The 22,768-nt window shown below is 67.0% G+C and carries 27 protein-coding genes; all 27 read right to left on the bottom strand.

Going from position 1 to position 22,768, the window contains the following annotated elements; translation table 11 throughout:
- Positions 1–9: 9 nt before the first annotated feature.
- The 27 genes from map to tuf all read right to left on the bottom strand — a co-directional run bounded on the left by map (position 10) and on the right by tuf (position 22,677).
- Positions 10–867 (bottom strand): type I methionyl aminopeptidase, encoded by an 858-nt coding sequence (gene map / locus B2K11_RS13815; RefSeq protein WP_163618865.1) that lies wholly within the window; start codon positions 865–867, stop codon positions 10–12.
- A 4-nt stretch (positions 868–871) separates the two neighbouring features.
- On the bottom strand, positions 872–1,465 hold the full coding sequence (locus B2K11_RS13810; RefSeq protein WP_163618863.1) for an adenylate kinase: 594 nt from the start codon (positions 1,463–1,465) through the stop codon (positions 872–874).
- Complete coding sequence (gene secY, locus B2K11_RS13805; protein WP_163618862.1) at positions 1,462–2,784, bottom strand: preprotein translocase subunit SecY; 1,323 nt, start codon at positions 2,782–2,784, stop codon at positions 1,462–1,464. The genes B2K11_RS13810 and secY overlap by 4 nt, the downstream gene beginning before the upstream one ends.
- 99 nt (positions 2,785–2,883) lie before the next feature.
- Positions 2,884–3,489 (bottom strand): 50S ribosomal protein L15, encoded by a 606-nt coding sequence (gene rplO, locus B2K11_RS13800; protein ID WP_163618861.1) that lies wholly within the window; start codon positions 3,487–3,489, stop codon positions 2,884–2,886.
- Positions 3,489–3,674: a 50S ribosomal protein L30 gene (gene rpmD / locus B2K11_RS13795; protein WP_018171461.1), complete on the bottom strand. Its 186-nt coding sequence runs from the start codon at positions 3,672–3,674 to the stop codon at positions 3,489–3,491. Before rpmD ends, rplO begins: the two co-directional genes overlap by 1 nt.
- On the bottom strand, positions 3,674–4,375 hold the full coding sequence (gene rpsE, locus B2K11_RS13790; RefSeq protein WP_163618860.1) for a 30S ribosomal protein S5: 702 nt from the start codon (positions 4,373–4,375) through the stop codon (positions 3,674–3,676). Before rpsE ends, rpmD begins: the two co-directional genes overlap by 1 nt.
- Positions 4,372–4,731, bottom strand: coding sequence for a 50S ribosomal protein L18 (rplR, locus tag B2K11_RS13785; RefSeq protein WP_163618859.1), 360 nt, complete (start codon positions 4,729–4,731; stop codon positions 4,372–4,374). Before rplR ends, rpsE begins: the two co-directional genes overlap by 4 nt.
- 2 nt (positions 4,732–4,733) lie before the next feature.
- The gene (gene rplF, locus B2K11_RS13780) at positions 4,734–5,270 is read right to left on the bottom strand and encodes a 50S ribosomal protein L6 (RefSeq protein WP_163618858.1); all 537 of its coding nucleotides are present in this window, start codon (positions 5,268–5,270) and stop codon (positions 4,734–4,736) included.
- Positions 5,271–5,276: 6 nt separating this feature from the next.
- The gene (gene rpsH / locus B2K11_RS13775; protein ID WP_163618857.1) at positions 5,277–5,675 is read right to left on the bottom strand and encodes a 30S ribosomal protein S8; all 399 of its coding nucleotides are present in this window, start codon (positions 5,673–5,675) and stop codon (positions 5,277–5,279) included.
- Between the two features lie 134 nt (positions 5,676–5,809).
- Positions 5,810–6,400, bottom strand: a complete 591-nt coding sequence (gene rplE / locus B2K11_RS13770; protein ID WP_163618856.1) for a 50S ribosomal protein L5 — start codon at positions 6,398–6,400, stop codon at positions 5,810–5,812.
- Complete coding sequence (gene rplX / locus B2K11_RS13765) at positions 6,400–6,759, bottom strand: 50S ribosomal protein L24 (RefSeq protein WP_163618855.1); 360 nt, start codon at positions 6,757–6,759, stop codon at positions 6,400–6,402. Before rplX ends, rplE begins: the two co-directional genes overlap by 1 nt.
- Positions 6,760–6,763: 4 nt before the next feature.
- On the bottom strand, positions 6,764–7,132 hold the full coding sequence (gene rplN, locus B2K11_RS13760; protein ID WP_163618854.1) for a 50S ribosomal protein L14: 369 nt from the start codon (positions 7,130–7,132) through the stop codon (positions 6,764–6,766).
- Positions 7,129–7,461, bottom strand: a complete 333-nt coding sequence (rpsQ, locus tag B2K11_RS20780) for a 30S ribosomal protein S17 (protein ID WP_163618853.1) — start codon at positions 7,459–7,461, stop codon at positions 7,129–7,131. Before rpsQ ends, rplN begins: the two co-directional genes overlap by 4 nt.
- Complete coding sequence (gene rpmC, locus B2K11_RS13750) at positions 7,461–7,775, bottom strand: 50S ribosomal protein L29 (protein WP_045301493.1); 315 nt, start codon at positions 7,773–7,775, stop codon at positions 7,461–7,463. Before rpmC ends, rpsQ begins: the two co-directional genes overlap by 1 nt.
- Positions 7,775–8,194 carry a 50S ribosomal protein L16 gene (gene rplP / locus B2K11_RS13745; protein WP_018171451.1) on the bottom strand — a complete coding sequence of 140 codons (420 nt, stop codon included), beginning with the start codon at positions 8,192–8,194 and terminating at the stop codon, positions 7,775–7,777. The genes rpmC and rplP overlap by 1 nt, the downstream gene beginning before the upstream one ends.
- On the bottom strand, positions 8,194–8,964 hold the full coding sequence (gene rpsC, locus B2K11_RS13740; protein ID WP_163618852.1) for a 30S ribosomal protein S3: 771 nt from the start codon (positions 8,962–8,964) through the stop codon (positions 8,194–8,196). Before rpsC ends, rplP begins: the two co-directional genes overlap by 1 nt.
- Positions 8,964–9,362 (bottom strand): 50S ribosomal protein L22, encoded by a 399-nt coding sequence (gene rplV / locus B2K11_RS13735; RefSeq protein WP_163618851.1) that lies wholly within the window; start codon positions 9,360–9,362, stop codon positions 8,964–8,966. Before rplV ends, rpsC begins: the two co-directional genes overlap by 1 nt.
- Before the next feature lie 22 nt (positions 9,363–9,384).
- A complete protein-coding gene (gene rpsS / locus B2K11_RS13730) occupies positions 9,385–9,666 on the bottom strand; it encodes a 30S ribosomal protein S19 (protein WP_045275479.1) in 282 nt (93 codons plus the stop codon).
- A 12-nt stretch (positions 9,667–9,678) separates the two neighbouring features.
- On the bottom strand, positions 9,679–10,518 hold the full coding sequence (rplB, locus tag B2K11_RS13725) for a 50S ribosomal protein L2 (protein WP_163618850.1): 840 nt from the start codon (positions 10,516–10,518) through the stop codon (positions 9,679–9,681).
- Between the two features lie 24 nt (positions 10,519–10,542).
- Positions 10,543–10,842 (bottom strand): 50S ribosomal protein L23, encoded by a 300-nt coding sequence (gene rplW, locus B2K11_RS13720; protein WP_163618849.1) that lies wholly within the window; start codon positions 10,840–10,842, stop codon positions 10,543–10,545.
- The gene (gene rplD, locus B2K11_RS13715) at positions 10,839–11,501 is read right to left on the bottom strand and encodes a 50S ribosomal protein L4 (protein ID WP_163618848.1); all 663 of its coding nucleotides are present in this window, start codon (positions 11,499–11,501) and stop codon (positions 10,839–10,841) included. The genes rplW and rplD overlap by 4 nt, the downstream gene beginning before the upstream one ends.
- A gap of 4 nt (positions 11,502–11,505) precedes the next feature.
- Positions 11,506–12,165 (bottom strand): 50S ribosomal protein L3, encoded by a 660-nt coding sequence (rplC, locus tag B2K11_RS13710; protein WP_163618847.1) that lies wholly within the window; start codon positions 12,163–12,165, stop codon positions 11,506–11,508.
- Positions 12,166–12,173: 8 nt separating this feature from the next.
- Entirely contained in the window at positions 12,174–12,482 is a 309-nt protein-coding gene (gene rpsJ, locus B2K11_RS13705; RefSeq protein WP_106816553.1) for a 30S ribosomal protein S10, read from the bottom strand.
- Between the two features lie 484 nt (positions 12,483–12,966).
- A complete protein-coding gene (locus B2K11_RS13700; protein WP_163618846.1) occupies positions 12,967–14,376 on the bottom strand; it encodes a hypothetical protein in 1,410 nt (469 codons plus the stop codon).
- A 438-nt stretch (positions 14,377–14,814) separates the two neighbouring features.
- Positions 14,815–20,778, bottom strand: a complete 5,964-nt coding sequence (locus tag B2K11_RS13695; RefSeq protein ID WP_163618845.1) for a SpaA isopeptide-forming pilin-related protein — start codon at positions 20,776–20,778, stop codon at positions 14,815–14,817.
- A gap of 286 nt (positions 20,779–21,064) precedes the next feature.
- Positions 21,065–21,283 (bottom strand): Rv0909 family putative TA system antitoxin, encoded by a 219-nt coding sequence (locus B2K11_RS13690; protein ID WP_163618844.1) that lies wholly within the window; start codon positions 21,281–21,283, stop codon positions 21,065–21,067.
- A 200-nt stretch (positions 21,284–21,483) separates the two neighbouring features.
- Complete coding sequence (tuf, locus tag B2K11_RS13685) at positions 21,484–22,677, bottom strand: elongation factor Tu (protein WP_163618843.1); 1,194 nt, start codon at positions 22,675–22,677, stop codon at positions 21,484–21,486.
- Positions 22,678–22,768 lie beyond the last annotated feature (91 nt).

The following is a 22,768-nucleotide window of genomic DNA, read 5'->3' as shown; positions in this document are numbered from 1 at the left end:
TCGGGCCTCCTAGGCGATCTCGCGCGGGGTCACGCCGAAGGGCGCCAGGCCCGCGGCACCGCCGTCGGGTGCCGTGAGCACCCAGATTCCGTCTTCGTGCACGGCCACGCTGTGCTCCCAGTGGGAGCCCGCGGTGCCGTCGAGCGTCGAGACCGTCCAGCCGTCGTCTTCGACGAACGTGGCCTGGTCGCCGATGACGACCATCGGCTCGATCGCGAGCACGAGGCCCGGGCGCACCTCCGGCCCCGGATCCGGGACGCGGTAGTTGAAGACCGAGGGCGACTCGTGCATCTTGCGGCCGATGCCGTGGCCCACGTACTCGCGCAGGATGCCGTAGGTGCCGGCAGTGCCATTCACAGAACGCGGGGAGTGGGCTTCGATGTACTCCTGCACGGCCGTGCCGACCTCGCCGATGCGCTTCGCCGACGCCAGGGCGGCGATGCCGGCCCAGAGCGACCCCTCGGTCACATCCGAGAGCCGCTGACGCTCGGCCACGATCTCGGGCCGGGTGTCATCGGGCAGCACGAAGGTGAACGCCGAGTCGCCGTTCCAGCCCTTGTACTCGGCACCCGCGTCGATCGACAGGATGTCTCCGGCCTCGAGCACGCGATCGCCGGGGATGCCGTGCACGACCTCTTCGTTGACCGAGGCGCAGATGGTGTGGCGGTACCCGCGCACCATCTGGAAGTTCGACTTCGCGCCGCGAGCGGTGATGAGAGCGGATGCCGCGGCATCCAGCTCCGCCGTCGTCACGCCCGGAGCGATCAGGCTCCGTGCGGCGTCGAGCGCCGCGGCCGTGATGAGCCCGGGCTCGACCATCGCCCGCAGCTGGGCGGGTGACTTGTAGATCGAACGGCGCAATGACACGGGATCAGGCGGCGGCGGCGCGGTCGAGACCGCGTGCCTCGAGCGCCGCGATGATGCGAGCGGTGATCTCGTTGAGCGAGCCCACGCCGTCGATGCGGTCGACGATGCCCCGGGTGCGGTACACCTCGAGGATCGGCGCCGTCTCGCGCTCGTAGATCGCGAGGCGATTGGCGATGACCTCTTCGGTGTCGTCGCTGCGCCCCTGCTCGGCGGCCCGCAGCGAGATGCGGGCGATGCTCTCGTCACGGGGCACGACGAGCTCGATGACCGCGTCCAGCTGCTCATCGCGTCCCTCGAGGAACTCATCGAGGTGCATGACCTGGGCGACGTTGCGCGGGTAGCCGTCGAGGAGGAAGCCCTCTGCCGCATCCTGCTGCGACAGGCGATCGCGCACGACCGCGCTCGTGAGCTCGTCGGACACGAGGTCGCCGGCTTCGATGATGGCCTTGACCTGCTGGCCGAGGTCGGTGCCCGCCGCGACAGCGCCGCGGAAGACATCGCCCGTCGAGACGGCGGGGACGCCGAACGTTTCCGCGATGCGGACGCCCTGCGTGCCCTTGCCCGAGCCCTGCGGTCCGACGATGAGAAGACGGGTCATCGGAGAAGCCCTTCGTAGTGACGCTGCTGGAGCTGTGCGTCGATCTGCTTCACCGTCTCGAGGCCGACGCCGACGATGATGAGGATCGAGGCGCCGCCGAACGGGAAGTTCTGGTTCGCGCCGACCGTGGCGAGGGCGATCAGCGGCAGCAGTGCGATCAGACCCAGGTAGATCGAGCCCGGGAGCGTGATGCGCGTGAGCACGTAGTCGAGGTACTCGGCCGTCGGGCGACCCGCACGGATGCCGGGGATGAAGCCGCCGTACTTCTTCATGTTGTCGGCGACCTCGACCGGGTTGAACGTGATCGCGACGTAGAAGTACGTGAAGCCGACGATGAGCAGGAAGTACAGCGCCATGTACAGCGGGTGATCGCCGCGCACCAGGTACAGCTGGATCCACGCCACCCAGGCGGGGACCTCTTCACCGGCCTGCGGCTGGTTGAACTGTGCGATGAGCGCCGGGATGTACAGCAGCGACGACGCGAAGATGACGGGCACGACGCCGGCCATGTTCACCTTGATCGGGATGTACGTGTTGGTGCCGCCGTAGGTGCGGCGACCCACCATGCGCTTGGCGTACTGCACCGGGATGCGGCGCTGCGACTGCTCGACGTAGACCACCAGCGCGACGACGACGATGCCGACGGCCAGCACGAGCAGGAAGACCTCGAAGCCCTTGGACTGCGCGATCGCCCACATCGAGGCGGGGAAGGCGGCGGCGATCGAGGTGAAGATCAGGAGCGACATGCCGTTGCCGATGCCGCGCTCGGTGACGAGCTCGGCGAACCACATGATGAGGCCGGTGCCGGCGGTCATCGTGATGATCATCAGGAGCTGCGCCCACCACACGTCGTTGGTGAGGAGCTGCTCGCATTCGGGAACACCGGTGGTCCCGAAGAGCTGGCCGCTGCGGGCCACGGTGACGAGGGTGGTCGACTGCAGCAGCGCCAGCGCGATCGTGAGGTAGCGCGTGTACTGCGTCAGGCGGGCCTGGCCCGACTGGCCCTCTTTGTAGAGGGTCTCGAAGTGCGGGATGACCACGCGCAGCAGCTGCACGATGATCGTCGCCGTGATGTACGGCATGACGCCCAGCGCGAAGATCGACAGCTGCAGCAGTGCGCCACCCGAGAACAGGTTGACCAGCGACAGCAGTCCCTCGGTGCCCTCGGACGCCCGCAGACACGTCTGCACGTTCGGGAAGTCGACGAACGGCGCCGGGATGTGCGCACCGAAACGGTACAGGGCGATGATCGCCAGGGTGAATGCGATCTTCCGACGCAGGTCGGGTGTGCGGAAGATCCGCGCGATGGCGCTGAACAAGAGGATTCCTCCAGAGGGGGGCGTCGGCACGCAGACGTGCCGACGTCCAGGGTAACCCAGTGGGGGCCGGAGCAAGCTCCGACCCCCACTGTGCGCGTATTACTTGACGGTTCCGCCCGCGGCGACGATCTTCTGCTCGGCAGAACCCGAGACCTTGTCGACCGACACGGTGAGCTTCACCGAGATGTCGCCGGTGCCGAGCACCTTGACCTTCTCGTTCTTGCGCACTGCACCCTTGGCGACCAGGTCGCCGACGGTGACGTCGCCACCGGCCGGGTACAGCTCCGCGAGCTTGTCCAGGTTCACGACCTGGTACTCGACGCGGAACGGGTTCTTGAAGCCGCGCAGCTTCGGGGTGCGCATGTGCAGCGGCATCTGGCCACCCTCGAAGCCCACCTTGACCTGGTAGCGGGCCTTCTGGCCCTTGGTGCCACGGCCGGCGGTCTTGCCCTTCGAGCCCTCACCACGACCCACGCGGGTCTTCGGGGTGTTGGATCCGGGGACCGGACGCAGGTGGTGCACCTTCAGCACGCCCGGGCGCGCAGCCGGGACGTCCTTCTTGGGCGCAGCCTTCTTGGGGGCGGCAGCCTTCTTCGCCGGCGCCTTGTCGGCGGCGGCCTTGGGGGCAGCAGCCTTCTTGGCCGGAGCCTTCTTGGGCGCCTTCTCAGCCTCGACGGCTTCGTTCTTCTGGGCCTTCTCAGCCATCAGTCGATCTCCTCAACCTTTACGAGGTGAGCGACGGTCCGGACGTAGCCGCGCGTCTGCGCGTCGTCGGGACGGACGACCGAGTCGCCGATCCGCTTCAGACCGAGCGAACGCAGCGTGTCGCGCTGGTTCTGCTTCTCGCTCACCTTGGACTTGACCTGCGTGACCTTCAGACGCGCAGCCATCAGACACCTGCCTTCGCAGCGGCCGCGGCCTCAGCCTCGGCACGGACGAGACGGGCGGGGGCGACCTGGTCGAAGTCGAGACCGCGACGCGCGGCGACCGCACGGGGCTCCTCGAGCTGCTTCAGGGCCTCCACCGTCGCGTGGACGATGTTGATCGTGTTCGACGAGCCGAGCGACTTCGACAGCACGTCGTGGATGCCGGCGCACTCGAGCACGGCACGCACCGGACCACCGGCGATGACACCGGTACCGGCAGCGGCGGGGCGCAGCAGCACCACACCGGCAGCGGCCTCACCCTGCACGGGGTGCGGGATGGTCGAGCCGACGCGCGGCACGCGGAAGAAGTTGCGCTTGGCCTCTTCGACACCCTTCGAGATCGCCAGCGGCACCTCGCGGGCCTTGCCGTAGCCGACGCCGACCACACCGTTGCCGTCGCCGACGACGACGAGCGCGGTGAAGCTGAAGCGACGACCGCCCTTGACGACCTTCGACACGCGGTTGATGGTGACGACGCGCTCGAGGAACTGGCTCTCGTTGCGGTCGCGACCGCCACGGTCACCACGGGTCTGGTTGCGCTCGCGACCGCCGCGGCGCGGCTCGCGCTCGCGCTCGGCGGGCGCGGTGGCGGTCGCGGCCTCGGCCTCGGCCGGAGCCTCGGCAGCTGCCTGCTCGGTCACGATGTTCTCCTTGTTGTCACTCACAGGTTCAGACCTCCCTCGCGGGCGCCGTCGGCGATCGCCGCGACACGGCCCGCGTAGCGGTTGCCGCCACGGTCGAACACGACGTCCGAGACACCGGCGGCCTTGGCGCGCTCCGCGAGGAGCTCGCCGACCTTGCGTGCCTTGGCCGTCTTGTCACCGTCGAACGTGCGCAGATCGGTCTCGAGGGTCGAGGCCGAGGCCACGGTGTGGCCCTTGCTGTCGTCGACGACCTGCACGAAGACGTGGCGGGCCGAACGGGTGACGACGAGGCGCGGACGCAGCTCGGTGCCGACGACCTTCTTGCGCAGGCGGGCATGACGACGCGAACGCGCCTGAGTCTTTGTCTTGACAGCCATGGTTACTTACCACTCTTTCCGGCCTTGCGACGAACGACCTCGCCGGCGTACCGCACACCCTTGCCCTTGTACGGCTCGGGCTTGCGGATCTTGCGGATGTTCGCGGCGGCCTCGCCGACGGCCTGCTTGTCGATGCCGCTGACCGTGAGCTTGTTGTTGCCCTCGACGGTCAGGGTGATACCAGCGGGCGGCTCGATGAGGACGGGGTGCGAGAAGCCGAGAGCGAACTCGACCGCCGTGCCCTTCTGCGCGACGCGGTAACCCGTGCCGACGACCTCGAGGCCCTTGGTGTAGCCCTGGGTGACACCGATGATGTTGTTGTTGATGAGCGTGCGGGTCAGGCCGTGGAGCGACCGCGAGGAGCGCTCGTCGTCGGGACGGGTCACGATGACCTGGCCCTCTTCGACCTTGACTTCGATGGGACGGGCCACGGTGAGCGCGAGCTCGCCCTTGGGGCCCTTGACGGCGACATCCTGGCCCTCGACCGAAATGGTCACGCCGGAGGGGATGTCGATCGGAAGACGACCGATTCGCGACATGTCAGATCACCACACGTAGGCGAGGACTTCCCCACCCACGCCCTTCTGCTCGGCCTGGCGGTCCGTGAGAAGACCGGAGGAGGTGGACAGGATCGCGACGCCGAGGCCGCCGAGGACGCGCGGGATCTCGGTGGACTTCGCGTAGACGCGGAGGCCGGGCTTCGAGACGCGCTTGATGCCGGCGATCGACCGCTCGCGGTTCGGGCCGTACTTGAGCGTCAGCGTGAGGGTCTGGCCGACGCGAGCGTCGCTGATCTCCCACGCGGAGATGTAGCCCTCGCGCTTGAGGATCTCGGCGATGTGCGTCTTGAGCTTGGAATTCGGCAGCGACACCGAGTCGTGGTGCGCCGAGTTCGCGTTGCGCAGACGGGTCAGCATATCTGCGACCGGGTCTGTCATTGTCATTTGTTGATTCCTTTGTTCACGAGGTATCGGCTGCCGTTACACGCCAGACGACCTTCCATGATTGCCGTATTCAGTTATGTGATCGGATGCCGCGACCGCCGCTCGCGCGCCGGCCGCGGCATCCGTTTCAGGAGTTACGCCTGCGCGTCGTCCGACTTGAACGGGAAGCCCAGGTGGCGCAGAAGTGCGCGGCCCTCGGCATCCGTCTTCGCCGTCGTCACGATGGTGATGTCGAAGCCGCGGACGCGGTCGATCTTGTCCTGGTTGATCTCGTGGAACACGGACTGCTCCTGGAGACCGAACGTGTAGTTGCCGTTGCCGTCGAACTGCGCACCCGACAGGCCGCGGAAGTCGCGGATGCGGGGCAGGGCGAGGTTGACGAGACGGTCGATGAACTCCCACGCGCGGTCGCCGCGGAGGGTGACGTGCGCGCCGATGGCCTGACCCTCGCGCAGCTTGAACTGCGCGATGGACTTGCGGGCCTTGGTCACGACCGGCTTCTGGCCGGTGATCTTGGTGAGGTCGTCGACCGCGCCATCGATCACCTTGCTGTCGCGAGCTGCCTCGCCGACACCGGTGTTCACGACGACCTTGACCAGGCCGGGCGTCTGCATGACGTTGGCATAGCCGAACTCGTCCTGCAGAGCCTTCTTGATCTCGGTGTTGTACTTCTGCTTCAGGCGCGGCTGGATCTTGCCAGCCGGCGCGGCAGTTGCGGTGCTCATCAGAGGTCCTTGCCTGACTTCTTCGCGTAGCGCACGCGGACGGTGCGCTTCACGCCGTCCTTCGTCTGCTCCTCGACCCGGTGGCCGACACGGGTCGGCTTCTTGGTCGAGGGGTCGACGACGGCGACGTTGGAGATGTGGATCGGGGCTTCCATCGTCTCGATGCCGCCCGTCTTGGTGCCGCGCTGCGACTGGCCGACGCGGTTGTGCTTCGTGACGAAGTTCACGCCCTCGACGATGACGCGGTTCTGGTCGGCGAGGACCTCGAGGACCTTGCCCTGCTTGCCGCGGTCGCCGCCGTTTTCCTGCTTCTTGCCGTTGAGGACCTGAACCAGGTCACCCTTCTTGATCTTGGCCATGGGGTCAGATCACCTCCGGTGCGAGCGAGACGATCTTCATGAACTTCTTGTCGCGAAGCTCACGGCCGACCGGGCCGAAGATGCGGGTGCCGCGGGGCTCCCCGTCGCTCTTCAGGATCACGGCGGCGTTCTCGTCGAACTTGATGTAAGAGCCGTCGGCACGACGGGTCTGCTTGACGGTACGGACGATGACGGCCTTGACCACATCGCCCTTCTTGACGTTGCCGCCCGGGATCGCGTCCTTGACGGTGGCCACGATGATGTCACCCACGCCCGCGTAACGGCGGTTCGAGCCGCCGAGAACGCGGATGGTGAGCAGCTCCTTGGCGCCCGTGTTGTCGGCGACCTTGAGGCGGGACTCGTTCTGAATCACTTGGCCTTCTCCAGGATCTCGACCAGACGCCAGCGCTTCGTGGCGCTCAGCGGGCGGGTCTCGTTGATGAGCACGAGGTCGCCGATGCCGGCCGTGTTGCCTTCGTCGTGCGCCTTCACCTTGGAGGTGCGGCGGATGACCTTGCCGTAGAGCGGGTGCTTCACGCGGTCCTCGACCTCGACGACGATGGTCTTGTCCATCTTGTCGCTGACGACGTAGCCGCGGCGGGCCTTGCGGTAGCCGCGGGCGTCGACGTCGCGCACATCGTGCTCGGACGACTCGTGACCCTTGGTCTCGACCGCGTCGGCGGCCTTCTTCGTGTCAGCCATTACTCGGCCTCTTCCTTCGCGGCCTCGTCAGCGGCATCCGCCTTCTTGGCCTTCGTCTTCTTCGCCTTCGTCGCCGTCTCCAGCGGAGCGGGAGTGGCACGGATGCCGAGCTCGCGCTCACGGATCACGGTGTAGAGCCGCGCGATGTCGCGCTTGACCGCACGGATGCGGCCGTGGCTCTCGAGCTGGCCGGTGGCCGACTGGAAGCGCAGGTTGAACAGCTCTTCCTTGGCCTTGCGCAGCTCCTCGACGAGGCGCTGGTCTTCGAACGTGTCGAGCTCGCTCGGAGCGAGCGTCTTGGTGCCGATCGCCATTACGCGTCGCCCTCCTCGCGCTTGATGATGCGTGCCTTCAGCGGCAGCTTGTGGATAGCGCGGGTCAGGGCCTCACGAGCGAGTTCCTCGTTGACGCCGGCGACCTCGAAGAGGACGCGACCCGGCTTGACGTTTGCGACCCACCACTCGGGCGAACCCTTACCGGAACCCATGCGGGTTTCGGCCGGCTTCTTGGTGAGCGGACGGTCGGGGTAGATGTTGATCCACACCTTGCCGCCACGCTTGATGTGACGGGTCATCGCGATACGAGCGGACTCGATCTGACGGTTCGTCACATACGCGGGCGTGAGGGCCTGGATGCCGAACTCGCCGAAGGAGACCTTCGTGCCGCCGGTGGCCTGGCCGGAGCGACCCGGGTGGTGCTGCTTGCGGTACTTGACCTTGCGGGGAATAAGCATTACGCCGATGCTCCTTCTGCCACGGGGGCCTCGTTGCGGCGGTCGCCACGGTCGCCACGGTCGCGGGGGCCGCGACGGTCGCCGCGGTCGCGGGCCGGCTTCTGGTTGGCCTGCTCGCGAGCGAGCTCCTTGTTGGTGAGGTCGCCCTTGTAGATCCAGACCTTCACGCCGATGCGGCCGAAGGTGGTCTTCGCCTCGTAGAAGCCGTAGTCGATGTTCGCGCGCAGCGTGTGCAGCGGCACACGACCCTCGCGGTAGAACTCCGAGCGGCTCATCTCGGCGCCGCCGAGGCGGCCGGAGACCTGGATGCGGACGCCCTTGGCGCCGGCGCGCTGGGCGCCCTGCAGGCCCTTGCGCATCGCGCGGCGGAACGCCACGCGAGCGGTGAGCTGCTCGGCGATGCCCTGCGCGACGAGCTGAGCGTCGGCCTCGGGGTTCTTGACCTCGAGGATGTTCAGCTGGATCTGCTTGCCGGTGAGCTTCTCGAGGTCGGCGCGGATGCGCTCGGCCTCGGCGCCGCGACGACCGATCACGATGCCCGGACGGGCGGTGTGGATGTCGACGCGAACGCGGTCACGGGTGCGCTCGATCTCGATGTTGCTCACGCCGGCCCGGTCGAGCTGGGTCTGCAGGAGCTTGCGGATCTTGATGTCCTCGGCGACGTAGTCGGCGTAACGCTGACCGGGCTTCGTCGAGTCCGAGAACCAGCGCGACACGTGGTCGGTCGTGATGCCGAGGCGGAAGCCGTAGGGGTGGACTTTCTGTCCCATTACTTGCTCGCCTTCTTGGTCTTGGCAGCCGGCGCCGTGTCGGTGACCTCGGGGGTCGACAGCACGACGGTGATGTGGCTGGTGCGCTTCTTGATCTGGAAGGCACGACCCTGCGCGCGGGGGCGGAAACGCTTGAGCGTCGTGCCCTCGTCGACGTACGCGTTGGCCACGTACAGGTCCTGCTCGTCCAGGTACTCGCCGTCCTTGTCTGCCTTCACGCGAGCGTTCGCGATTCCGGCGGCGACGAGCTTGTAGATCGGCTCGCTCGCGCTCTGCGGCGCGAACTTGAGGATGGCCAGGGCCTCCTCAGCCTGCTTGCCCTTGATGAGCGCGACGACACGACGAGCCTTCTGAGGGGTCACGCGGATGTGTCGCACGCGTGCGATGGACTCCACCATTTCTCTCTCCTCTGCCCCCGCGTCAGCGGCGGCGGCCCTTCTTGTCGTCCTTCACGTGGCCGCGGAAGGTGCGGGTGGGCGCGAACTCGCCCAGTTTGTGGCCGACCATGGTCTCGGACACGAACACGGGGATGTGCTTGCGTCCGTCGTGCACGGCGATGGTGTGACCCAGCATGGCCGGGATGATCATCGAACGGCGCGACCAGGTCTTGATGACGTTCTTGGTGCCGGCTTCGTTCTGGACGACGACCTTGCGAAGCAGGTGCTCGTCGACGAAGGGGCCCTTCTTAAGGCTGCGAGGCATCTTCCTCTACTCCTACTTCCGCTTCTTGCCGGCGTTGCGACGACGGACGATGTACTTGTCGCTTTCCTTGTTCGCGTGACGGGTGCGGCCTTCGGCCTGACCCCAAGGCGAAACCGGGTGACGACCACCGGAGGTCTTACCCTCACCACCACCGTGGGGGTGGTCGACCGGGTTCATCGCGACACCGCGGACGGTCGGGCGGATGCCCTTCCAGCGGTTGCGGCCGGCCTTGCCCCAGTTGATGTTCGACTGCTCGGCGTTGCCGACCTCGCCGACGGTCGCGCGGCAGCGCGCGTCGACGTTGCGGATCTCGCCCGAGGGCAGACGCAGCTGGGCGTAGGGGCCGTCCTTCGCCACGAGGCGAACCGACGTGCCGGCCGAGCGCGCCAGCTTGGCGCCGCCGCCGGGGCGGAGCTCGATGGCGTGGATCACGGTACCGGTGGGGATGTTCTTCAGCGGCAGGTTGTTGCCCGGCTTGATGTCAGCCGAGGCGCCCGACTCGACGATGTCGCCCTGCGACAGCTTGTTCGGCGCGAGGATGTAGCGCTTCTCGCCGTCGAAGTAGTGCAGGAGCGCGATGCGCGCAGTGCGGTTGGGGTCGTACTCGATGTGAGCGACCTTGGCGTTGACGCCGTCCTTGTCATTGCGACGGAAGTCGATGACGCGGTACTGACGCTTGTGGCCACCACCGATGTGACGCGTGGTGATGCGGCCCTGGTTGTTGCGGCCACCGGTCTTGCTGAGCGGGCGGAGGAGCGACTTCTCAGGCGTCGATCGGGTGATCTCGGCGAAGTCGGCCACCGACGAGCCGCGGCGACCCGGGGTCGTGGGCTTGTACTTGCGAATAGCCATATCTCTAGTCCTCTATCCCGACCGTCAGCCGACTGCCGTGAAGATGTCGATGGTGCCCGACTTCAGGGTCACGATGGCGCGCTTGGTGTCCTTGCGCTTGCCGGTGCCGAAGCGGGTACGACGGGCCTTGCCCGTGCGGTTGAGCGTGTTGACCGCTGCGACCTTGACGCCGAAGATCTTCTCGATCGCGAGCTTGATCTCGGTCTTCGAAGCGCGGGGGTCGACGAGGAAGGTGTACTTGCCCTCGTCGATGAGCCCGTAGCTCTTCTCCGAAACGACCGGCTTCAGGATGATGTCGCGCGGGTCCTTGTAAACGGCGGTCATGCCGAGGCCTCCTCGGTGACGGCGGTCTTCGACGCGATGAACGCGTCGAGGGCGGCCTTGGTGAAGACGATGTCGTCCGAGACGATCACGTCGTACGCGTTGAGCTGGTCGAACGGCAGCACGTGGGCGAACGAGATGTTGCGCACGCTCAGCACGGTGACGTCGTCATCGCGGTCCACGACGACGAGCACGTTCTTGGTCGCGTTGACGCTGGCGAAGACCGTTGCGGCGGTCTTGGTCGAGGGCGCGCCCTCGATGCCGAACGTCTCGACGACGTGCAGACGCTCACCGCGAGCACGGTCGCTGAGCGCACCCAGGAGGGCGGCCGCGATCATCTTCTTGGGAGTGCGCTGCGAGTAGTCGCGCGGCTTGGGGCCGTGCACGATGCCACCGCCGGTCATCTGAGGCGCGCGGATGGAGCCCTGACGGGCGTTACCCGTGCCCTTCTGCTTGAAGGGCTTGCGGCCGGCGCCCGAGACCTCACCGCGACGCTTGGTCGAGTGGGTGCCCTGGCGAGCCGCCGCGAGCTGCGCGACGACGACCTGGTGGATGAGCGGGATGTTCGTCTTGACGTCGAAGATCGAAGCCGGCAGTTCGACGGAACCAGCCGCCGTGCCGTCTGCCTTCAGGACGTCGAGCGCGAGAGTGGTGTCAGCCATGAGATCAGGCACCCTTCACTGCGTTGCGGACGTAGACGATGCGGCCACGAGCACCGGGGACGGCGCCCTTGACGAGCAGCAGACCCTTCTCGGCGTCGACGGCGTGCACCTTGAGGTTGAGGACGGTCACGCGCTCGCCACCCATACGGCCGGCCATGCGCATGCCCTTGAAGACGCGGCTCGGCGTCGACGAGGCGCCGATCGAACCGGGCTTGCGGTGGTTGCGGTGCGCACCGTGCGAAGCGGAGACACCCTTGAAGTTGTGGCGCTTCATGACACCCGCGGTGCCCTTGCCCTTGCTGGTGCCGACGACGTCGACCAGCTGGCCGGCCTCGAACGTGCCGTCCACCGTGAGCTCCTGACCGAGCGAGTAGTCAGCAGCGTCCGCGGTGCGGACCTCGGTGAGGTGACGGCGCGGGGTGACACCCGCGGCCTCGAAGTGGGCCGTGAGGGGCTGGTTCACCTTGCGGGGGTCGATCTGGCCGTACGCGATCTGGACGGCCTTGTAGCCGTCCTTCTCGGGCGTACGCACCTGCGTGACCACGTTCGGTGCGATCTCGATGACGGTGACGGGAACGAGCTTGCCGTTCTCGTCCCACACCTGGGTCATGCCGAGCTTGGTGCCGAGCAGGCCCTTGGAAACCTTTGAGTTGATGTCAGCCATGTCGAACCTCAGAGCTTGATCTCGATGTTGACATCGGCCGGGAGGTCGAGACGCATGAGCGAGTCGACAGCCTTGGGCGTCGGGTCGACGATGTCGATCAGACGCTTGTGGGTGCGCATCTCGAAGTGCTCGCGGCTGTCCTTGTACTTGTGGGGAGAACGGATCACGGCGATCACGTTCTTCTCCGTCGGGAGGGGCACGGGGCCCACGACCGTCGCGCCCGCACGGGTCACGGTGTCGACGATCTTTCGTGCCGACGAGTCGATGACCTCGTGGTCGTACGACTTCAGGCGAATGCGGATCTTCTGTCCCGCCATTGTCTGCTCACTCTCTTTCTCGCGTCATACCCCAGTGGCATTGGACGCACGTGGCGCACGGGGCGCCATGGCACTTACTCCTCGCGGCCGCTCGGTTCCCGAGCTTGTCGAGGGATGCTGCACCGCTGTTCTGCTGTCAATCCGGGTGTCGCACCGAAGCGCTGCTCCCGGCATCCGTTCTCCGTCTGCGCGCGGAGCATGGCTCCGCTGTGGATGGATTCGAGATGTGGTGGTTCTGCTGCCCGCGGCCTAGGACCCTGCGCGTTGCGCCTGCCTATGCACTGCCCTGACAGTGATCCGACGCACGCCAAGAGGGGCGCCGGAATGTGGAACCTCACTAGTCTACGTGCAGCCCGGGCGTGTCGCAAACTCGGGCGTGTCGCGACGCGAGTATGCTCGGCCGTTTCCCAGACGGCGGATGCCGGAGGGCAACGGAAAGGGCGGCCGCGCTATGCGCGACCGCCCTTTCGACTGTCCGTCGGCGTTACTGCATGCTCGCGTGACGGCGGCGGTACGCCGCGATCGTCACGACCGCGATGCCGGCGACGAGTGCCGCTCCGCCCGCTGCCACGACGATCGGGTTGATGCCGCCACCGGTCACGGCCAGTGCCTCGGCGTCGGTCGACGTCGGGGTGCCGGTGGTGGGGTCGTCGTCGCCCACGGGCGGGTTGGCGCACAGCGCAGTGGCCTGCGGGTACTCGACCACGGTCGTGTACGTCGGGTTGACGTCGAACTCGACCGTGACGCCTGCGCGGGTCCACGCGAAGTTGCCGTCGGTCTCCACGTACTCGCCGTCGACGAGATCCCAGCCCGGCCACATCTTCGGCTCGCCGTCGGACGCACCCGGCCAGAGAAGCGCACCGCTCAGGGGCTGGTCCGCGACGACGTAGTCCTCGCCGTCCGGGTTCACGAACGTGATCGTGACGGGGTTGGCGCTGTCGGCCACGAAGCCCCCGGGCAGCGTCACCTGGTAGCCGAGGTACGGCACGTCGCCGACGCACACGGACTGGATCTCACCGGGGACCAGCGGGCACTCGCCGAGCTCGTCCTGCGTGAGGGGGCGTGTCTGCGTCTCAGAGTTCTTCGTGGTCGACGGGACGAGGACGCCCTCCCCGTCGCGCGTGTAGGTGGTCGTGCTGACCTCGCGCGTCTGGGTCACGACGGTGTCGCCGCACGCCCACGTGCCGTCTTCCCACTCGCCGGGCTCGACGAGCGGTGGCGGCACCTCGCAGTTCGTGCGGATGCTGAGGTTCGGAACGACCCAGCTGATCTGTGCGTCGTCGGCGAAGACCGTGCCCTCCTCGGGCGAAGCGGTCCACGTCGTGGTACCGTCCCCGTTGTCCGCAGAGGTCCACGTCACGCCGAGGCCCTTGGTGAGAGTTCCCGCGGCGACGCACGACGGCGGCGTCCAGCTGAGGGTCGGCGTGATGACCTCGGGGTCGGGCTCTTCGTCCGGCGTCGTGCCCTTACAGACGATCCAGTGCGAGACCTCTGCCTGATTGCCACTGGCGTTCGGAGGCGATGCGTACGCCTTGTTCGCCTCCGGGTGAACGATGACGTTGTTCCACAGGTTGCCGGCCTTGATGACCAGGAGCTCCCAGTGGTCTCCATCCCAGTTCTCACCGAACGGTTTGAGGGTGACAGTGAGGCCGTTGTCCGTCACGGTCCCGTGCGAACCGCCACCCTCGTAACAGGTGGCCTCGTGATCGGTGAAATCCACCCAGTCGCCGACCTGGTTCATGCCGGCGGCCGGCACGAGCTCACCCTTGATGCCGATCGTTGCGGCGGGCCAGTCCTCCTCGGCCGCGGTCGCGCCGGCGGTCACCAGCGGTGCCACGACGAGTGCCGCGGCGACCAATGCCCCAGCCCAAGCTTTCAGAGTTCTCTTGCGCACTGCAGACACAGTGTTCCTCCCCTAATCGACGTCGAGCGTCGTCCCAGCGGCGCGCGCAGCGCGCCGTACTTCCCAGCGGCGCGCACAGCACGCCGTACTTCCCAGCGACGTGCGGGGCACGCCGGTACTTCTCTGCGACGCGCGGGGGCACGCCGTACTCACCGGCACGGGGGTGCCGTTCCTCCTCCGATGCGGGGGGCGCAGAGGAGAACGGCGGAGAACCGCCGTTCGTGCAGGCTATCGGTCAGACGTCGATGTGCGAAATCGACGCGCGGGACGGTCTAGCCGCGGCCGCGGCATCCGTCATCCGCACGTGTCGCAGACGCGCTCGAGCCCCTCGTGTTCGGGGTACGAGGGGCTCGAGCTTCCGGCCTACCGGAGCGGGTCGGAGCCAGGTGGGAGAGAGCGGGCCTTGGGGCGGTCCCGCCCTCTCTCACGTCAGAGGGTCGCCTTGACCTCTCCGCGCCGGCGGCGGGCGACGAGGAGCAGCGTCGTGCCTCCGAGCAGAGCGAACAGGCCCATGATGACCAGCAGCGGCGGCAGCTCGCCACCCGTTGCCGGGAGCGCCGACAGCAGCACGATGGCGTCGTCGGAGTCGCGGCCCGCGTCGTCCGGGTCACCGAAGGTGTGGTAGTCCACGACTGCCACATTGGTGATCGAACTGCTCGTGGACGCCGGGTTCACCGTCGCCGCCAGGGTGATGGTCGGAGCCGCCGAGGCGCCTTCGTTCGCCCCCTGCGGCTGCAGGGGTCCGAAGAGCACGCACTCGAGGGTGCCGCCGTAGCCGGCGCTGTTCTGTCCGGTGACCTCACAGGTCTGCCAGTTCGGGAACACCGCGTCGTCACCCTCGCCGACCCAGCTCACGTCGGTGATCTTGATGTCGGCGGGGATCGCGTCGGTGACCACCACCGACTCGGCGGCCGCGTCATCGCTCACGTTGGCCACCGCGAGGGTGTACGTGAACGAGGCACCCGGGTCGGTCTTCTCGACACTGGCCGTCTTCTCGATCTGGACGTTCGAGTGGCGGGCCACGGAGCACTCGGGCGTCGCCGCCGGGTACTCCGTCGTGAACACCAGCTCGGGGTTGACCGTGAAGGTGATCGTCGAGCTGAGACGCCAGGCGTAGTCGAGCTCGCTGTCGTCGAGGATCAGACCGTTGAACACGTAGTCCGGCTGGTCGGCCGCACTGATGATGTCGGTCGTTCCCGGGTAGTAGTACTGCGTCGGGGTCGATCCGGGCACGATGTCGCTCGCGACGATCGGCCGCCATCCCGGGTAGTCGATGCTCACGCCCGAAGGTGTGAACGCCGCACCCGGCCAGTCGATCTCCTCACTCCACGTCGCAGTGCCACCCGGCTGGGTGATCGAGACGTTCGCGGGGTCGGTCGTCGCAGTGCCGTTGTCGGGAGTCCAGAGGAAGTCGATCTCCTCGTCGATGAGCGCCGCGGACTTGGTGATCGTCCAGCCCAGGAGCGGGGCGTCCGCCACGCACCTGGTGTAGACGATCGCGGTGATCTCGCGGACCGGGATCTCGATCTCCGAGCAGTTGTTCTCATCGACCTCATCACGCTCCGCGGCGACGCAGGCCTCGTTGACGAGCTCCTCGAGCGGAGCCGGCGGCTCGTCCGTCCCGTCACCAGGCTCGATCGGCGGCACCGGGGCCGGCAGGAACTCCACCGTCACCGTGATCTCCACCGAATCGCCCTCGAGCAGCAGCGGCGTGCTCACCTGCAGCACGTTGTCGCCGTCCACGAAGTCCGGCGCGTTGTCATTCGTCCAGCCAGCCGGGAGCGTGATGCCGGTCACCTCGAGGCGGTCCGGGATCGGGTCGGTGACGACCACGTCCGTCGCGTCACGAGTGCCGTTGTTGGTCACCGTCAGCACGTAGTCGAACTCGTCACCGGGCTCGACCGAGGTCTGACCCTCCGGCAGGTTCGACGTCTTCACGATGTCCACGTCGTCGAAGTGCACCGTGCCGCACGCCTCGTCGTCGATCGGCTCATCCTCGCCCACCGTCAGTTCGGCGGTGTTGACGATGCCGATGCCTTCGCCGCCTTCCTCACACGTCATGGGGTCAGCTGGCTCGGCCGTCACATCGACCTCGACCACCACGGTGTACACCGCGTCGTTCGAGCCGTTGTAGGCGGCGAGCTCCTCGTCATCCGCGAGCACTGCGGTCAGCGACGACTCGAGGTCGAAGTCACCGCTCGTCGGCCCGCTCCACGAGGCGCCGGTGTAGGTGACGCCTGCGGCCGGAGTGTCGAGGGTGTCAGTCAGGTCGTACGTGATGGGCACGAGCACGCTGTTGTTGTGCACCGTGATCTCATAGGTCACGGTCCAGCTGTCGTCCTCGTTCTGCACTGAGCTGATCGCGGTCTTGTCGAGTGTGTAGCCCTGGTCGACGTGAGTGTTCACGATGGTGCAGACCACGTTCTCGCCCTTGTCGAGGCCACGCAGTGTCGCCGCACCCGGCTCGCTGTCGGTCAGCGTGATCGTGCCCGCGTCGTCCGAGACACAGGACCACAGCTCCGGCTCGAACTCGCCGAGACCCGGAACGTCGCCGATCACGTCCTCCGACAGGTCGAACTCGACTCCCGGCAGGACCGCGGTCGGAGCGACATCGCCGCCCGCCGGGTTGGTGACGGCGTCACCTTCCGCCGGAGTGCCGAAGAGCTGCCAGTTGGTGTCGGCCACCTGAGCGCCGTTCACGACCTTCACGAGCGACAGCGTCGGCCGCTCGGCCGTGTTGGTGAACTCGCACCACACGCTCTCGTTCGGCATGGTGAACGTGCCGGACCTCGCATCGACTTCGAGCACCTTCGAGTGGTCGACGGTGATGCAGACCAGCGAGCTGGTGTAGTCGGATGCTTCACCCTCGACCACGTCGAGAACCTCGCTGACCGTGACCTCGCTGCCGATCAGCGCCTGCTTCTCGAGCGCGTTCTGGACGTCTGTCCACGAGCCGAGGTCGCCGTTCGACACCGAGGTGTCTTCGGTCAACGGGAGACCCGAGATCGAGAGGTCGGCGGAATCGCCCTCCTGACCGTTCACCCATGTCTTGACGAGGTGCACCTTAGCGGTGCGTGCCTGGTTCACGAAGAAGCACAGGCTCGGGCCCGTCACGGTCAGCTGGAAGCTCCGGCCGACGCCGGTACCCGAAGCCTGCCCGCCGGTGCAGCTGTACGTGGAGTCGTACTGACCGAGGGCGTTGAGCGCGATCGTCTCATTCATCGGCAGCACGGCGCCGATACGCGCCTGGAGGACAACGGTGTTGATGTTGTCGATGAAGGTTCCGGTGCCGATGACCTCCGACAGCCTCGTGAGGATCGGGCCCGCTTCAGGCGTCACTGACAACGTCGTGTCATCGCCGAGAACGGCTCCGATCCACTGCTTGTGCAGGACGACCCCGACCTTGATGGCGGTGTTGATGAACGTGCAGCTCACATCGGAGTCGGGAGCGACGAAGTCGAAGTCGCGCCCCTGCCCGACACCGTTCGCGACGGTGGAGCACGCGTACGAGCTGTCGTACTCGCCGGTGTTGGTCGCGCTGTCGAGGACCTCGTGGATGTTCACGTCGTCGCCGACGCGCACCGACACGGTGACCACATCTTCGTCGAGCTGGTTCGCCGTGCCGTTCGCTGTCGACTCCTCGGTGGTGCCATTGATCGACAGCGACGCGACATCGCCCGCGAAGGCATCGATCCAGCGCTTGTCGAGTGTGACGCTGATCTCATCCGCCGTGTTCACGATCGTGCAGTCGAGGTCGCCCTCGACCGTGATCTCGGGGATGCTGTCGCCCTCGCCACTGCTGCCGTCCGAGCAGAACCACGTCGCGGTGTACTCACCCGTGTTGTCGCCGGGCAGGCTCTCCGAGAGTGTCACCTTCTCGCCGAACCGAACCTCGACGGACGCCACGTTCGTGTCGTCGGTGCTGTTCCCGCCGGTCGCGACCGAGGTCGCGTTGTCGGACGCCGCACCCGTGATGGACAGATCGGCCTCGTCGCCTTCGAAGGCGTTGACCCACTGCTTGTTCAGTGTGACCGTGCCGCGGTCGGCGGTGTTCGTGAAGGTACAGGTCACGTTGGCGTTCGGAACGGTGAGCGTGAACGACGTTCCGGTGCCGTCACCGGTCGTCTGACCGCTGGTGCATGAGTAGGTCGAACCGTAGCTGCCGACGCCGCCCAAGACCTCGCTGAGGCCCACGGTGTCACCGACGCGAACCGAGACCTGCGCGACGTTCATCTGGTCGAGCTGCTCGGCCGTGCCGTTCGCCACCGACGTTGCAGTGTCGGCACCTGCCTGCAACTCCGCCGTGTCGCCTTCGATGGCATCGACCCAGCGCTTCTGCAGGGTGATGGTCTTCTGGACCGCGGTGTTGGTGAACGTGCACTGCACGCCCGCCCCCGAAGCCGGGTACGCGGGCACGGTGATCGAGCCGCCGGTTCCCGTGTTGTTGGAGACAGTGGCCCCCACACACGTGAGGACCGACGAGTATTCGCCCGTGTTGGCGTCCGGCAGAACCTCGGCGAGCGTCAGCGCCGAGCCCGGTGCGACGGAGACCTGGACGACCTGACCGTTGGTCGGAGCCGTCGAGGTGCCGTTCGCCGTGGCCGCTCCCCCGATGGAGAGGTCGGCCTTGTCACCCGTGAACGAGTTGACCCAGACCTTGCTCAGCGTCACCGTCGCGAACGGGATGTTCACGAACGGGTTGGTGAGCGAGGCGTTGGGCGCCTGCTGGGTGATCGAGAAGTTCTGCGGGTTGCCGTCGAGGACGTAGCCGGTGGGCGCCGCCGTCTCGGTCACGGTGTAGGTGCCGATCGGGACGTTCACGACCTTGATCACGCCCGCAGCCGGGTCGGTGTCATTGGTGCCGTTGTCGACCACGGTGCGGGGGAAGCCCGCCACACCCTGGGCCACGCCGCCGGTGTTGGCCACGATCTGGAAGGTCGCGCCGCCGAGCGGGTTGCCCGCGCCGTCGTGCTTGAGCCAGGTCACCGTGCCGAGCGGGTCTACGAACGTCAGGGTCTCAGTCTCTGCGTCGCCGAGCGTCACCTGCTGGGGGTTGTTCGACGTCGGCAGGAGGTAGCCCGGAGGAGCCTTGGTCTCGGTCACCGTGTAGACGCCGGGCTCGATGCCGCCGAGGACGATCTTGCCGTCAGCCCCGGTCGTCTCCGTGCCGTCGCTGCCCGTCGGCACCGGAGAGATCGTGAACTCCGCACCCTGGAGCGGCGTGCCGTCGGTGTTGGTCTTGAGGATCGTGAGCGTCGCACACGTCGACGGCACATTGAGGGCGATGGGGTCGACCCAGTCGGCGAGGGAGGACGTCTCGGAGGGGGACTGGCTCGAACGCACGTTCAGCACGCCGAAGCTGCCGCTGCAGCCGGTCTCACCGAAGAGCTTCGTCAGATCGATCGCGGCCTCGGCGAAGGTGCCTGCCTCCAGCTCATCGGTGCCCGTCAGCCGGTTGATGATGTCCTGGTTGACCTGGCCCACGAAGCCGGCGAGCGAACCGAGCGAGACCCAGCTGTCGCCGTCCCAGGTGTCCGCGCCCACGAGCGAGATGGTGTTGTTGCCGTTCTGCTCGATCGTCAGACGGAGGTCGCCCACCGTTCGGGTCGGCACCGGCCCGAACGCGTTGTCCGCCTGGTTCAGCTCGACGTGGTACGACACCGACCCGGTGTTCACCTGGCGCTCGAAGCCGAGGTATGCGTAGACGTGACCGTCGACGGTCTGCGTGTAGGCGTACACGTTTCCGATGTCGGTCTTGGCCGATCCCGATCCGCTGTTGAGGATGGTCTGCGCCGCGCTCCACGGCCAGTTGGCCTCGGAGGCGCCCTGGTCGAACTGCTCGGGGTCGTCGAAGCCGTCACTCGCGACCGGCTGCCCGCCGACATTCGCCCAGTCCAGCGTGCCGTCGCCGTCGAGACACAGGTTGCCGTCGATCTCGAAGCCGGCGACCGGCGAACCGGCGACCGGCCAGCCGTCGCACGGGACGAGCGCGAACAGCGACACCTCCGGCTCAGCGAGAGGTGCGACCAGCGCCGAGAACGGCGCGTCGCCCTCCGGAGCGGTCACCTCAGGCGCAGCCGGCTGCTCAGCCGGCGCGGGTTCTTCGGCCGCGGGTTCTTCAGCGGCCGGCTCCTCCGCGGGTGGCGGGGTCTCGGCATCCGTCGAGGGCGTCTCTGTCGTCGCCTCGCTCGTGGGAGCGGGATCGGTGGGAGTCACCTCCTCCGCGGTGGCCGGAGACATGCCCGAGAACACGAGCGCGCTCGCGACGACGGCCGCGAGCCCTCCGACGTACCAGCGCCTCTGGAGCGCGATCTTGCGCTCCTGAGCCCGCTCTTGACGCATGCGGCGGCGCAGACCCTCATCAGAGGCGCGCACGAAAGTACGACTGAACATCACTTCACCCTTGGTCGTCACGACACAGGGTGCCCCAAGAAGAGGCCCCTCCCATCACGCAACGGCCAGCGATTGCAACGGCGCCCCCGAAGAGGTTCGGCGTTGTCCCCAAACACGAGCCGAAACGTGTTCCCGGGGCAAAGCTATGCCCGCGGTCGGGCCACGTCAAGTGTCGGATCGGAACGCCGGGCGTGGCTGGAGAGGGCGGGTCCTGGGGATTGCCCATAGTGCGGCCGACGCGAAACGGCCCGGGCGTGTGCCCGGGCCGTCTCGTCACATCGGCGGTCTACTGGTTGCCGACTGCTCCGTCGACGTTCCCACGGATGTCGTCCACCGTGTCGTGGTGTTCCTCCGGCACGACCTTCTTCGCGATGCCCGAGGCGCCGTCCAGCACCTTGTCGCTGATGTCCTCGGCCTGCTCGGACTTCAGGAACTCGCCGATCTTGTCCTTGTTCTGCTCGTACAGGCCCTTGCCCTGATTGACGAGGTCGTCGAAACCGCCCATGCTCACTCCTTCAGCCGCCCCCCGGCGAGGCGTCAGGCCAATTGTGCCGGGGACGGATGCCGCGGCGGTACCCCTGCGCGTCAACGGCCCCGCGCGGCTCACAGCCGCCCGGGGACGCCGAGAAGCCCCCGGGATCACTCCCGGGGGCTTCTCGTCACAGCAGTCGATCAGGTCGCAGGGCGACCTCGTCGAGAACCGTCTTACTTGATGATCTTCGTGACCGTGCCGGCACCGACGGTGCGGCCACCCTCACGGATGGCGTAGCCGAGGCCCTCCTCCATGGCGATCGGCTGGATCAGCTCGACCGTCATGTCGGTGGTGTCGCCGGGCATGACCATCTCGGTGCCCTCGGGCAGCGTGATGACGCCGGTGACGTCGGTGGTGCGGAAGTAGAACTGCGGACGGTAGTTCGTGAAGAACGGGTTGTGACGGCCGCCCTCCTCCTTGGACAGGATGTACGCCGTGCCCTCGAAGTTGGTGTGCGGGGTGACCGAACCGGGCTTCACGACGACCTGGCCGCGCTCGACGTCGTCACGCTTGGTGCCGCGCAGGAGCAGACCACAGTTCTCGCCGGCCCATGCCTCGTCGAGCTGCTTGTGGAACATCTCGATACCGGTGACGATCGTCTTCTGCGTCGGGCGCAGACCCACGATCTCGACCTCGGAGTTGATCGCGAGGGTACCGCGCTCGGCGCGGCCCGTGACGACCGTGCCACGGCCGGTGATCGTGAAGACGTCCTCGATCGGCATGAGGAACGGCTTGTCCTTGTCGCGGATCGGGTCCGGGATCGACTCGTCGACAGCGTCCATGAGCTCGACGATCTTCTCGACCCACTCGGCGTCGCCCTCGAGAGCCTTGAGGCCCGAGACGCGGACGACAGGAGCGTTGTCGCCGTCGAAGTCCTGCGACGACAGCAGCTCGCGAACCTCGAGCTCGACGAGCTCCAGGATCTCCTCGTCATCGACCATGTCCGACTTGTTCAGCGCGACCAGCAGGTAGGGAACGCCGACCTGCTTGGCGAGCAGCACGTGCTCGCGCGTCTGCGCCATCGGGCCGTCGGTGGCGGCGACCACGAGGATCGCGCCGTCCATCTGAGCAGCACCGGTGATCATGTTCTTGATGTAGTCGGCGTGACCCGGGGCGTCGACGTGAGCGTAGTGACGCTTCGGGGTCTCGTACTCGACGTGCGAGATGTTGATCGTGATGCCGCGCTGGCGCTCCTCGGGAGCGGAGTCGATCGACGCGAAGTCGCGCTGCACGTTGGTGGCCGACGGGTACTTGTCGGCGAGCACCTTCGAGATCGCTGCGGTGAGCGTGGTCTTGCCGTGGTCGACGTGACCGATCGTTCCGATGTTCACGTGCGGCTTGGTGCGCTCGAACTTGGCCTTAGCCACTGGGTCCTCCTCAGGACGTTCGTGTAGAACTTCCGGACGCTGGTGTGCGCCGGTCGCCTACGGGGATATCTCCACCTTAGTGGAGACGATT

The sequence above is a fragment of the Microbacterium sp. B35-30 genome, assembly GCF_010634855.1.
GTDB lineage: Bacteria > Actinomycetota > Actinomycetes > Actinomycetales > Microbacteriaceae > Microbacterium.
This window is presented reverse-complemented; position numbering and strand designations above follow the sequence as displayed.